General features: G+C 56.9%; 11 protein-coding genes. All 11 read left to right on the top strand.

Annotated elements, in window-relative coordinates:
• Window positions 1–7: 7 nt before the first annotated feature.
• The gene (aroH, locus tag FHS27_RS17325) at window positions 8–436 is read left to right on the top strand and encodes a chorismate mutase (RefSeq protein WP_184306175.1); all 429 of its coding nucleotides are present in this window, start codon (window positions 8–10) and stop codon (window positions 434–436) included.
• Window positions 433–1,605 carry a hypothetical protein gene (locus tag FHS27_RS17320; protein WP_184306139.1) on the top strand — a complete coding sequence of 391 codons (1,173 nt, stop codon included), beginning with the start codon at window positions 433–435 and terminating at the stop codon, window positions 1,603–1,605. The genes aroH and FHS27_RS17320 overlap by 4 nt, the downstream gene beginning before the upstream one ends.
• A complete protein-coding gene (locus tag FHS27_RS17315) occupies window positions 1,605–3,416 on the top strand; it encodes a sigma 54-interacting transcriptional regulator (protein WP_184306138.1) in 1,812 nt (603 codons plus the stop codon). The genes FHS27_RS17320 and FHS27_RS17315 overlap by 1 nt, the downstream gene beginning before the upstream one ends.
• Window positions 3,413–4,840, top strand: a complete 1,428-nt coding sequence (locus FHS27_RS17310) for a glycosyltransferase (RefSeq protein WP_315854601.1) — start codon at window positions 3,413–3,415, stop codon at window positions 4,838–4,840. The genes FHS27_RS17315 and FHS27_RS17310 overlap by 4 nt, the downstream gene beginning before the upstream one ends.
• A 382-nt stretch (window positions 4,841–5,222) precedes the next feature.
• Window positions 5,223–6,587, top strand: a complete 1,365-nt coding sequence (locus FHS27_RS17305) for a Na(+)-translocating NADH-quinone reductase subunit A (RefSeq protein WP_173405361.1) — start codon at window positions 5,223–5,225, stop codon at window positions 6,585–6,587.
• A 6-nt stretch (window positions 6,588–6,593) separates the two neighbouring features.
• Window positions 6,594–7,850: an NADH:ubiquinone reductase (Na(+)-transporting) subunit B gene (locus FHS27_RS17300; RefSeq protein ID WP_184306137.1), complete on the top strand. Its 1,257-nt coding sequence runs from the start codon at window positions 6,594–6,596 to the stop codon at window positions 7,848–7,850.
• Entirely contained in the window at window positions 7,840–8,709 is an 870-nt protein-coding gene (locus FHS27_RS17295; protein ID WP_184306136.1) for a Na(+)-translocating NADH-quinone reductase subunit C, read from the top strand. Before FHS27_RS17300 ends, FHS27_RS17295 begins: the two co-directional genes overlap by 11 nt.
• A gap of 3 nt (window positions 8,710–8,712) precedes the next feature.
• Window positions 8,713–9,336 carry an NADH:ubiquinone reductase (Na(+)-transporting) subunit D gene (locus FHS27_RS17290; protein ID WP_184306135.1) on the top strand — a complete coding sequence of 208 codons (624 nt, stop codon included), beginning with the start codon at window positions 8,713–8,715 and terminating at the stop codon, window positions 9,334–9,336.
• A gap of 7 nt (window positions 9,337–9,343) precedes the next feature.
• Window positions 9,344–9,988 (top strand): NADH:ubiquinone reductase (Na(+)-transporting) subunit E, encoded by a 645-nt coding sequence (nqrE, locus tag FHS27_RS17285; protein ID WP_184306134.1) that lies wholly within the window; start codon window positions 9,344–9,346, stop codon window positions 9,986–9,988.
• 159 nt (window positions 9,989–10,147) lie between these two features.
• Window positions 10,148–11,407: an NADH:ubiquinone reductase (Na(+)-transporting) subunit F gene (nqrF, locus tag FHS27_RS17280; RefSeq protein ID WP_044256422.1), complete on the top strand. Its 1,260-nt coding sequence runs from the start codon at window positions 10,148–10,150 to the stop codon at window positions 11,405–11,407.
• A 12-nt stretch (window positions 11,408–11,419) separates the two neighbouring features.
• Window positions 11,420–12,889, top strand: coding sequence for an FAD:protein FMN transferase (locus FHS27_RS17275; protein WP_184306133.1), 1,470 nt, complete (start codon window positions 11,420–11,422; stop codon window positions 12,887–12,889).
• Window positions 12,890–12,942: the final 53 nt, after the last annotated feature.

Genomic DNA, 12,942 nt, shown 5'->3' with positions numbered 1-12,942 from the left:
ATTGACGATGACGGTATGCCGGGGTGTTCGCGGTGCGACGACAGTCGACACTGATGACCGTGATGAAATTTTGAAAGCGACGACGCAGTTGCTTGCGCTGATGATTCGTCGTAACGACATCCAGACCGTGGACGTCGCGAGTGCCATTTTCACAGTGACGAAGGACTTGCAGAGCGAGTTCCCCGCGTTGGCGGCACGTCAGCTCGGGTGGCTGGAGGTGCCCTTGTTGTGCAGTTACGAGGTTTCGGTCGAGCGGTCGTTGCCTCGATGCATTCGGATCCTGTTGCACTGGAATACGGATCGATCCCAGTCCGAAATTCACCATGTTTATATCCGTGATGCGGTGAAGCTGCGTCCTGATTTGAACGTGGTGCCCTCGGTTGATTTCGAGGAGCTCGAGCAGTGGATCCAGGAACATTTGCGAGATGACTGTTGAAACTTCACTGGATCGCATCGGCGTCACTGAGTTTGGTGCGGGCTGTGCAATCATGCGCCGCACCGAATTTCCACGCTCCTACGGGGAGTGCGGGTGGGCGGAAGTCGTCGGGTGGCTTCATCCTCAAAGACCCGCAGGCAATGTCCCAATTCGTCAGCGAAGCCGAGCGTGTTAGCGAACGGCTGATCTCCGCGGCGGTTTCGGAACGGATCTTTTGGGATCATCTGCGTGACGAGTTGGTGTCGTCGGGCAACGACGCCCCGATCACGCCACAATTGTGCGAAGTCGCGTTACTGCGGTCGGGGCATTCTCAATTGCAGTCCGATCAAACGGCGGCTGCGATTCACCGGTCGATCGATAATTGTCGACGTTTGTTAATGACCGATTCGCCTCGGTTTGTCGATCAACTGCGTTTGCGATACGCGCCGCTGAAACAGTCGTATGAGGCATACGGCCCCGGCATGGTGCGATCGATCGGGAAGCAGATTTGGAGCGGTTCGCCGCCGAAAAATTGGTGGCCGACGCGAGTCACCGTCCACGCGGTTCAGCCGCTGCGCACCGGGGCAGCGGGGCGGAGCAGTTATCAGTCCTGCGTTTGGATCGAAGCCGTCTTAACGGACATGTCGCCCAACGTGCCGGAGTGGTTACGGTTGATTCACCAACTAACCCAGGTCGCGATTGACACGCACACGCGAACGCATCTATCGGGGGTGTCCGCGTCGTTGTCGGGTGGATCGTCCGGATTGACGGCGAAGAGCTCGAGCGCGTCGACGGCGTCCGCGGGTTTCAAAGGGCCGAGCGGTCATGCGTCTTCGGGTGCAGGTGATGGTACATCCGGAGGCGATGCGAAGCCGAGCGTCGAGTTGCCGTGGTCTCTGGGCAGCATTCCGTTGATCTTAAACCAGGCCGCCGAGGCGGGATTGATGTCAGGAGAGTCGTTGCCGATTGCCGAGACGCTCGGGCTTTGGTGGGAGTCCGAAGAAACGTTTATGCAGTCGGCCGTGGCTGCGTCGTCGTGCGACGTGACCTTAGGCCGAGGAATCGATGAGGTTGCGGAGGTCCTGCAACAATGGTGGACCGTCCACGGTCGTGATACCAAGGCGTTTCCGATCGCGCTAAAACAACTCGCAAAAATGCTTGCACTACCCGCCGACCAGAAGGGGCGTTGATGGCTGCGTACCTTGCCGTACAGACCGGTCAAGAAAAAGGGATTCAATATCCGCTCGACCCCGATCGTCCGATGCATATCGGACGAGCGATCGGGTGCGATATCATGTTGTCGGATCCCAATAGCAGTCGATTTCACGCGGTCGTCTACTACGAAGATCACGCTTGGCATTTGCGTGATACGAACAGCCGCAATGGCACGTTGGTCAACGGTCAACGCGTTGATGACGCACGCTTGATCGACCAAACCAAAATCGTGATCGGCAAGACTTCATTGCAACTTGTCACCACTGCAGATGACCCTGCCGGTGCGGAAGCTCTGTCGCAAACGCTCTATCATGACATCGATCACTGGAAGGCACGCGAGTCGGATGTCGTACGTGAAGCGGGTGAGTTGGTTTCTCAGCCACAGCATTTGCTCGATCTCTACCAACTCAGCCTCTCGTTGCTCAACGGTCAGAAACCCGGCGAGGTGATCGACACGACGTTGGAGTTGTTGCTCGATCGCACCAGTTCGGGGACGATCTCGTTGGCCGTTGACGGCGGTGACGGGCGTTGGAAAGTACGGCGGCAGTTTCCGCAAAAAAGCACTCCGGTCAAATTCGATCGCGCTCAACTGAAACGCGTCGCCAAGGGAGGCGAGGTTTATCTGAGCGAGCATCCTGGAACGGTCGAAAGCGGCGGGATGCCGACGCATTGTTTGATCGTGCCGATCGTTGACGAAGACAAATCGCTCGGCGTTCTGATCTTTCATCGTAAGGGGCAGGCCTACTCGGACTCGATCGTGGATTTAGCGGTCGGTGCGGCCGGTTTGCTCGCGATGGGGCTGACCCAATCGACGGTGACGGAAAACCTTCGCGTCGAGAATCAACGCATCGCGGACCGAAACGCTGACCAAGGTGAATTGGTCGGCGACAGTAAAGTGATGCGAAAGCTGAAAGAGCGAATCGCACGTGTCGGGCGCGCCAACGGATCGGTGTTGATCCGCGGCGAAAGTGGCTCGGGCAAAGAACTCGTTGCACGTGCCGTTCATCGCGCGAGCAATCGTAATGATCGGCCGATGTTGACGGTGAACTGCGCGGCGATCCCTCGCGATCTGCTCGAGAGTCAGTTGTTCGGGCACAAGCGTGGTTCGTTCACCGGCGCCGACAGTGATCACACAGGATTGTTTGAACAGGCCGACCAAGGAACGTTGTTCCTCGACGAAATCGGTGAAATGAGTTTGGAGGGACAAGCCAAACTGTTGCGTATCTTGGAGGGACATCCGTTCCTTCCCGTGGGCGCGAGCAAGCAAGTGAACGTGGATGTCCGCGTGATCGCGGCGACCAACCGTGACCTCACCGAGTTCGTGCGAGACGGACGTTTCCGCGAAGACCTTTATTACCGGCTGAGTGTTTTTGAATTGCCGGTGCCACCGCTGCGTGATCGTGGTGAAGACATTGGAATCTTGGTTGACCACTTTGTCGTGCATTTTCTGAAACAACATGGGCGTCCGCAGTTGAGCTTGTCGACGGATGCACGAGAACGGTTGCTGACGTATGCATGGCCCGGGAACGTGCGCCAGTTGCGAAACGTCATCGACAGTGCCGTCGTGATGGCCGATGAACCGGAGATCGTCGCAGAAGATTTGGGGCTCCGTGACGCGGGGCTGTCCAACATCGACACTCTTCGGATCGATGTTTGGGAAAAACGGTTGATCGAAAAAGCACTCAATCGAACCAGCGGCGGTGTTCCTGAAGCGGCCAAGTTGCTGGGGATCAGCCGAGCGACGGCGTATCGGAAGATTACCGAATACGATATCGATCGGACGTGAGCGATCCACGCGCGCGCCGCAGTCGTCCTCGGGCGATTCTGTCTGCACCGGGCTCGCGCGGGGATGTCAATCCGATGGTCGCGATCGGCCGCGAACTCGACGCGATCGGGTTTGAGTGTCACGTCAGCGTCGCGGAACCGTATGTCGATGTGGTCGAAAAGGCGGGGCTGCATGCCAATGTCGTGATCGACAGTGAGTCGTTCCACCGTGTCGTTTCGCAGACTCAGTTTTGGAAACCTTGGACGGGAGCGCGCCGCGTGCTCACGGAGGTCGCCGAAAAATTCTTCCATCCGCATTTGCAGTTCATCGACCAGATGTTCGTGCCCGGCGAGACTGTGTTGGTCGCCCATCCGCTCGATTTCGCATCGCTGGTCTTTCAGGAAACCCAAGTCGCGAAGGCAACGCGTGTTTCTCAAGACGCGTCATCCGATCAAGCAGCGGCATCTGCGTGCCGTCTGTCGAGTGTGCATCTCGCGCCGGCGATGTTACGTCATAGCGTGACGCCACCTCGTTTGCTGCCCGATCGCGGGTGGACGCGTGGGGTGTTGCCGGAAGGTTGGAACCGACTGAACCGGATGACGTATTTCTTGGCCGACATCATGTTTCTCGATCGGGTGATCGGTGGTCCAGTCAACGCCGAGCGGAAACGTCGGGCGGGGCTCGCTCCTCAACGGCGGTTGATGCAGCAGTGGTGGCGATCGCCCGATCAAGTGCTCGGTTTGTATCCGGCCTGGTTTGCACCCGAGATATTCGAAAAGTATTCCGTTCGATCCGGAACCGCGGCGCCGCTGCAGTGCGTTGGGTTTCCTCTCGATGACGGTGTTGGGCCTGTCAACAACGAGGTTGAGGCTGGCGGTCACGGCGGCGGGCAAGATCAGAGTGCCGGTGCTGAGTCGCTGCCTTTGGATCGTCCGTTGTTGGTCACTACCGGTTCGGCGCACCATGGCGATGAGTCGTTGGTGATTCGAATCGCTGATCTTTGCGAGTCCGCGGGTGTCGGGGTTGTGTGGTGTTGTCCTTCGAATCCCGGTGGGGTCGTGCATCGCAATATTCGCAGCGTCGGCTACGTGCCTCTGGGGCAATGGTTGCCGCATTGCCGCGGGATCGTGCATCACGGTGGGATCGGCACGACCAGCCGCGCGATCGACGCGAAGGTGCCTCAGTTGATTCGGCCGATGGCGTTCGACCAGTTTGACAACGCGGCACGCGTCGAACGATTCGGGTTGGGGGTGTCGTTGCGGAGCGACAGCGGTCTCGCTTCGGCGATTGCCGCGTTGTTAGCAATGGGCGATGACCCGCTGAGCGTTCCCGAGGTTTTGTGCCGAGTGGATGAGCCCCGTGGGATATCGGATCGGGAGGCATCAAATCGGCGTGAGCCTGCGGTCCGGCGGGCGGCCCGGTTGATCGCGAGTTTGCTGAGTTGAGTTGCCCGTCGATGCGGCGAATTCAGTTGTGGCGCTTTCGTGATAGCCGCGGGAACCGTTGCGAGTTTGGCACGAGTTGGGGGCTTAGGTGGTCTGTGCTGGCAAGGGGGATTTCGCCGTCATGAGGCGCAATTTGAAGCAGGAAATTAATCCTGCGTTCGGGGCTGCTATTGGCCCTTCGATGGTGAACTGGAGTACCCATTGAAGCCGTTATTGACGGGCAACTGACCCTCGCGATGACGCACACCGAATCACTTTACGAAGGGGTGTTATATGCCGTTGTCAAATTTCGCCTGCTGTGTAATAGTGTCGCACAAAGCTCACTTCGGTGAGCTTTCCCCAAATCTGACTTTGTTACATTTTTCACAAAGTGTTTGCGTTCATGCCCGCTACCCAACACCGCACGGTCATCAAACAAGGCCTTGATCTACCCATTCTCGGTTGTCCCGAGCAGCGAGTCGAAGCGGGGCCGATGGTCCGCAGTGTGGCTTTGTTGGGTGACGATTACGTCGGGATGAAGCCCACCATGTTGGTTGCCGTTGGCGATCGAGTGTCGTTGGGTCAGCCGCTTTTTGAAGACAAAAAGACTCCAGGCGTAGTCTATACCTCGCCTGCCGCCGGGACCATCACCGACGTCGTTCGTGGAACGAAGCGAAAGTTCGAAGCGATCACGATTGCCGTCGATGGTGATGACGCGGTTGTGTTCGAAAACGCTCGCGAGAAAGATCCCGTTGCGATCGGTGGCGACGCCGTCCGATCGGTACTCGTCGAAAGTGGATTGTGGACATCGCTCCGTACGCGTCCGTTTGGCAGGGTGCCTGAAATCGCTTCGACGCCGAGTTCGATTTTCGTCACGGCGATCGATACCAATCCATTGGCGGCGGACCCCGCCGTCGTTATGAGCGAGCGGAAAGACCAGTTCGTTCTCGGCTTGCAGGCCCTCACGCAACTCGGTGCCGGCAACGTTTACGTTTGCAAGGCCGACGGCGCTTCGGTGCCGGGCGAAGAGGTTTCCGGCGTGACGTTCGCCGAGTTCGCTGGACCGCACCCCGCAGGCCTTCCGGGCACACACATTCATTTCTTGGATCCGGTCGGTCCGAACAAGACAGTTTGGTATGTAGGTTATCAAGACGTCATCGCCATCGGTTCATTATTCCAGACCGGACGACTCGACCCGCGTCGCGTGATCTCGTTGGCCGGACCGAAGGTGACTCAGCCTCGTTTGATCGAAACTCGACTCGGTGCGTGCATCGACGATTTGATCGAAGGTGCCGTCGATACGGAGTGCAAGTTGCGTCCGATCTCCGGTTCGGTCTTGAACGGGCACACCGCAAAGGTTCCTCACAACTATCTCGGCCGCTATCACCAGCAGGTGTCGGTGATCGAAGAGGGCGACCACCGAGAATTCTTGGGCTGGCAAAAGCCTGGGTTTGACAAGTACTCGATCACACGCGTGTTCGCGTCGGCGATGAATCCGTCTCAGAAGTTCGCGTTCACGTCGTCAACGGGTGGCAGTGAGCGTGCGATGGTGCCACTGGGCACGTACGAGAAAGTGATGCCGATGGATATCCTGCCGACCCAGTTGCTGCGTGCGTTGATCGTCCGCGATACCGATTCGGCACAGTCGCTCGGTGTGTTGGAACTCGAAGAAGAAGATCTCGCATTGTGCACGTTTGTGTGCCCAGGCAAATACGAATACGGATCGCTGTTGCGACAAAATTTGACCACGATCGAACGTGAAGGCTAAATCAATATGAAACCACTGCGTGACGCTTTCGACCGCGTTCACCCCTTATTCGCGAAGGGGGGAATCTTAGAGAAAGCCTACCCCGTTTACGAATCAATCGACACGTTTTTGTTCACGCCCGGTGAAACCACCGAAGGCCGGACTCACGTTCGCGATGGCATCGATTTGAAACGCATGATGATCATGGTCGTCGTGGCGTTGATCCCGGTGACGTTGTTCGGAATGTGGAACACGGGCTATCAGGCGAACTCGGCGATCGTGCAAATGAATGAGGCCGGCGTGCCGGTTGAGTACGATTGGCACAACACCGTGCATACCGCGATCGGTCTGGGGCATAACCCGAACAGTTTCGTTGATAACTTCGTCTATGGCGCGATCTTCTTCATCCCGATCTATGCCGTTTGCATGTTCGTGGGCGGTCACGTCGAGATGGTTTTCTCGGTGTTGCGAGGCCACGAAATCAACGAAGGGTTCTTGGTCACGGGGTTGTTGTTTCCGCTGACGTTGCCCGCTTCGATTCCGCTGTGGCAGGTCGCCGTGGGGATCGCGTTCGGTGTGATCGTTGCCAAAGAGGTCTTCGGCGGTACGGGGCGTAACTTCCTGAACGTTGCTCTGACTTCGCGAGCCTTCCTGTATTTCTCCTACGCCGGCGATATCAGCGGGGACAAGGTTTGGACTGCGGTTGACGGGTTCAGCGGCGCGACGGCACTCGGTCAGATGGCGGTTGTCGAAAATGGAGCGATCGAATCGCTCAGCCAAGTTCAATACGTTTGGGGAGCGACCGGCGAGATCAGCTGGATGAGTGCGTTCCTCGGCACGATTCAAGGATGCGTTGGTGAAACCAGTGCTCTGCTTTGTCTGGTCGGTGCGATCATCTTGATTGCGACCGGAATCGGATCATGGCGAATCATGGCCGGCGTCATCGGTGGCGTGATCGCGACGAGTCTTTTGCTCAACGCCGTCGGCAGTGAAACCAACGCAATGTTCGAAGTTCCGTTTTACTGGCACCTCGTGATCGGCGGGCTCGCCTTCGGGTTGGTCTTCATGGCGACGGACCCCGTTAGTGCATCGATGACCGAGAAGGGCAAGTGGATCTACGGCGCTCTGATCGGTTTCATGACCGTTCTGATTCGCGTGATCAACCCCGCGTTCCCGGAAGGGATCATGTTGGCGATTTTGTTCGGCAACGTGTTCGCTCCGTTGATTGATTATTTCGTCGTCCAAGCCAACGTCCGCCGGAGGGTCGCCCGCTATGCCAGCTAAAGATTCTGTTACAGGAACGATCCTGATCGCGACGCTGTTGTGTGTCGTGTGTTCACTCGCGGTGAGTGCCGCCGCGGTGGCACTGCGGCCGTACCAGCTCGCCAACGAAGTGCTCGACCAGCAAAAGAACATTCTCGATGCGGCAGGTTTGCCCACCGATGAATTCGGAAAGCCAGCGTCGCAGTTGTCCAAGAAAGAGATCGACAATCTTTACACTTGGGTGAGCGAGCAAATGGTTGATCTCGACACCGGTGAATTCAACGAGGAAATGGATCCTGCTGATTTCGACCTGGTGGAATCCGCAACGGACCCGACGTTGAGCACCGAGATTGTTCCCGATCCTTATGATCCCGGCGAAGACCGCCGTCCGAACACGATGAAGGTTTACTTCGTTCGTCGTGGCGGCGAAGGTCCGATCCGCCAAGTCGTTTTGCCGATCTACGGCAAGGGACTTTGGGGAACGCTGTACGGTTACTTGGCTCTCAAGAGCGATCTCGAGACGATCCAAGGGATCACGTTCTATCAGCACAAAGAAACGCCGGGTCTCGGTGGTGAAGTCGACAATCCGTCCTGGAAGGAACAGTGGAACGGGTTGAAGCTTTACGACGAGAACGGTGAACCGGCCGCGCAAGTCGCCAAGGGACCTGCTCCCGAAACCGACCCGTACAGTGTCGACGGGCTCTCGGGTGCGACGATCACCAGCCGCGGCGTCACGGCGCTCGTCCAGTACTGGGCCAGCGACCAGGGATACGGACCGTTTTTGAAGAAACTCGGTTCCAAGATCAAACAAGAATCGACCGCGGGTGACACCGCTGCGGCCTCGAAGCCCGGTAACTCGACGAAGAAGGTTGGAGCATAACCAATGTCCAAAAAACCAATCGACGTACTCGTCGATCCTGTTGTCAACAACAACCCGATCGCCTTGCAGATCCTCGGGATTTGTTCGGCTCTCGCGGTGACGACCAAGATGGAAACATCGTTGGTCATGGCACTCGCTGTGATGGCAGTGACCGCGTTCAGTAACCTCGCCGTGAGTGCGATTCGGTCGTACATCCCGAGCAGCATCCGGATCATCGTGCAGATGACCGTGATCGCATCGCTCGTGATCGTCGTCGACCAGTTCCTGAAAGCGTTTCTGTTTGATATCAGCAAGCAGTTGTCCGTTTTCGTCGGTCTGATCATCACGAACTGTATCGTGATGGGACGTGCGGAAGGTTTCGCGATGAAGAACTCCGCAGGGATCAGTTTCCTCGACGGGGTCGGTAACGGACTCGGATACGGATTCGTGTTGGTGGTCGTTGCGTTCTTCCGAGAACTCTTCGGCAGCGGATCGCTGTTCGGTCAAACCATCTTGGAACTCAACCGCAACGGTGGTTGGTACGCTCCCAACGGTTTGATGCTACTGCCGCCGAGTGCCTTCTTTATTATCGGATTCATGATTTGGGTGATCCGACTTAACAAACCTGAACAAATCGAAGAGGCCTGAGAAAGCTATGGCTACTTTTGAAACTCACCTCAGTATTTTTCTGCAGGCGGTCTTCGTCGAGAACTTGGCGTTGGCCTTCTTCCTCGGGATGTGCACGTTCCTGGCAGTCAGCAAGAACGTCAAGATCGCGATCGGTCTGGGCATTGCGGTGATCGTGATTGAAACGATCACGGTGCCAGCGAACCAGTTGATCTATTCGTTGTTGCTGAAGAAGGGGGCTCTGACTTGGGCCAACGGATTCATTCCCGAATCCACGATCAACTTCTCGGAAGTCGACTTGGCTTTCCTCGGGTTCATCAGCTTCATCGGTGTGATCGCGGCGTTGGTTCAGATCCTCGAAATGTTCTTGGATAAATTCCTGCCGTCGCTTTACAACGCACTCGGGATTTTCTTGCCACTGATCACGGTGAATTGTGCCATCCTCGGTGCGTCGCTGTTCATGCAAGAACGCAATTACTCGTTCCCTGAATCCTGCACGTACGGGTTTGGTTGTGGCGTCGGTTGGGCGTTGGCGATCATGGCTCTCGCGGGGATTCGCGAAAAACTCAAGTATTCAGACGTTCCGCCGCCGTTGCGTGGTTTAGGAATCACATTCATTACGGTTGGATTGATGTCGCTGGCGTTCATGTCGTTCAGCGGGATCCAATTGTAGAAGTCTCGCCGCACTCGGGATGAGTGTGGAGAGCAACCCGTCACCACGTTCGCCGCGAGCGTGGTCCCGCCGTCGGTTGACGGCAAACACACAACGAAACAACCCGTTGGCCGGCGTTCTTGCGTCAGCCACACCATTCATGGCAGTGAGTCTTTCCTGATGTTAACGTCTACCCTTGTGATCGGTGCCGCAGCGAGTACGGTCGTTGCCGTCGGCGTCGCGATGTTCACGCTCATCGTGCTGGCGCTCGTGTTGCTGATTTTGGCCGCTAAGAAACAGCTCGTTTCTTCTGGTTTGGTCAAAATCATGATTAACGATCAGAAAGAGATTTCCGTTCCCGCTGGCGGTAAGCTCCTCGGTGCTCTCGCCGATGCCGGTATCTTCGTCTCGAGTGCCTGCGGTGGTGGTGGTACCTGTGCCCAGTGCAAAGTCAAAGTTGAAGAAGGCGGCGGAGATTTGTTGCCGACCGAAGAAGGTCATATCAACAAGAAGGAAGCTGCCGAAGGCGAACGGTTGAGTTGCCAGGTCGCGGTCAAGCAAGACATGAAGGTCGAAGTGCCGCCAGAGGCCTTCGATACTAAGAAGTGGGAATGCACCGTTCGCAGTAACAACAATGTTGCAACGTTCATCAAGGAGTTCGTTCTCGAACTTCCTGAGGGCGAGGAAGTTGACTTCCGTGCCGGCGGTTACATCCAAATCGAATGTCCTCCTCACGAAATTCATTACAAAGATTTCGACATCGAGGAACGATTCCATCCTGATTGGGATCAGTACAAAATTTGGCGTTACGTTTCGAAGGTCGACGAGCCCGTCGTCCGTGCGTACTCGATGGCCAACTATCCCGGCGAAAAGGGCATCATCATGCTCAATATCCGGGTCGCATCGCCGCCGCCACGTGCTCCCGAAGGAACACCTCCGGGCAAGATGAGTAGTTGGATCTTTTCGCTCAAACCGGGCGACAAGGCAACGATCAGCGGTCCCTACGGTGAGTTCTTCATCAAGGACAGCAAGGCCGAGATGGTTTACATCGGTGGTGGTGCCGGGATGGCTCCTCTGCGAAGTCACATCTTCGAACTGTTCAAACGTCAGAAAACGGATCGCAAGGTCAGCTACTGGTACGGCGGTCGAAGTGCTCGCGAGTTGTTCTACGTCGATCACTTCCGTGACATCGAGAAGGACTTCCCGAACTTCCAGTTCAACATCGCGTTGTCGGAGCCTGCTCCTGAAGATAATTGGGAAGGCTACGTCGGATTCATTCACCAGGTGTTGTTGGACAACTACCTGAAGACGCACCCTGCTCCCGAAGACATCGAGTATTACATCTGCGGTCCTCCGATGATGAACGCGGCCGTGTTCAAGATGCTCGACGATCTCGGTGTCGAGCCAGAGAACATCGCATACGACGACTTCGGCGGCTAATCAAAGGCATCCATGTCTCAACGAAACCGCATGACGCGACGAGGTTACTCACCCGTCGCGTTTTTTCTTATGCTCACGATCACAGTCGTTGTCGTGCTAGGTGGCGGATGGCTGTTCGGGAACGTGGTCCAGGCTCAGGATTCGTCGGCAGAGTCAACTGCGGCAGAGTCAACTGCGGCAGAGTCAACCGCGCGTGAGACGCCGCAAATGATCGCGTTTCGTGGCGCGACGATGGGAACAACGTATTCGGTCAAGGTTTCTGATCCGCCGGATGGAGACGATTGGGCCGAAGAAGCCTCGTTGGCAGTGGACGCTGAGCTGCGACGGGTGAACGATCAGATGTCGACGTATCTCACGTCGAGCGAATTGAGTCGATTCAACGAGTCGACATCAACGGATTGGTTTGACGTCAGTGCCGAGACCGCCGAGGTGGTCGCGTTTGCGTTAAAGGTCGGTGAAGCATCGGGCGGTCGGTTTGATGTCACGGTGGGGCCGCTGGTCGACCGTTGGAGCTTCGGTCCGTACGAGCGAAATCAAGACGTGCCCAGCGACACGGAACTGGAACAGATCGGTGAGCGTATTGGACAGGAGCATCTGCAAGCACGCATCGATCCGCCGGCGCTGAAGAAGGCGATTGGTGAATTGCGTGTCGACTTGTCGGCGATCGCGAAGGGCCACGGCGTCGACCGAGTGGTCGAATTGTTGCTGGCTCGAGGAGCCAAGAACGTCTTTGTCGAAATCGGGGGTGAGGTGCGGGTCTCCGGTGCGAAAATCACTCCGAGCGGAACGGTCCCATGGCTCGTCGGGATCCAGCGACCGGATGCGGAAAACAATAAGATCGCCGTGGCGCACCCGATGAAAAATTCCGCGATGGCGACGTCCGGTGACTATCGAAACTATTTCGAAGTCGACGGGGAACGCTATTCGCACACGATCGATCCGGTGACGCGCCGTCCGGTTCGACACGATTTGGCGTCGGTGACCGTGATCGCATCAACGTGCATGGCCGCGGACGCGTGGGCGACGGCGCTGAATGTTCTCGGTCCTGAGAGAGCGATTGAATTGGCGAATGAGAACGACTTAGATACTTTGCTAATGACGCGAGGCGGCGTTGCCGGTGTTACGCAGTCGGACGAAACGAATGGGAATGAAGGAAATCAAATGAATGTGATCGGAACGGGAACGCTCGCGGCAGTCGCGGAGCAAATGATGATGGCCCAGGCGGCGACGGCGGAGGGCGGCGGGTTTGGCGAACGGATGATGCCGATCCTCGTGTTGACCGCAATCGGTTTTGGCGCCGTGTTGATCGCGATGGCGGTCGGCGTGATTTTCGGTCGCAAGAGCATCAGCGGGTCGTGCGGCGGTCTGAACGCGAGAACGGACCCAGACGGAGTCTCGCGATGTTCGATGTGCAGTACGCCATCGGAAGGGTGCAAGGAGCTGCGTGAAAAGATCGAGAATGGGCAGTCTGCAGGTAGCTAAACAGGCGACAGGCAACCTGTGACCTATCTACCCACCCCTCTTTTTCCCGGGGA

The sequence above is a fragment of the Aporhodopirellula rubra genome (assembly GCF_014192335.1).
Lineage (GTDB): Bacteria > Planctomycetota > Planctomycetia > Pirellulales > Pirellulaceae > Rhodopirellula > Rhodopirellula rubra.
This window is presented reverse-complemented; position numbering and strand designations above follow the sequence as displayed.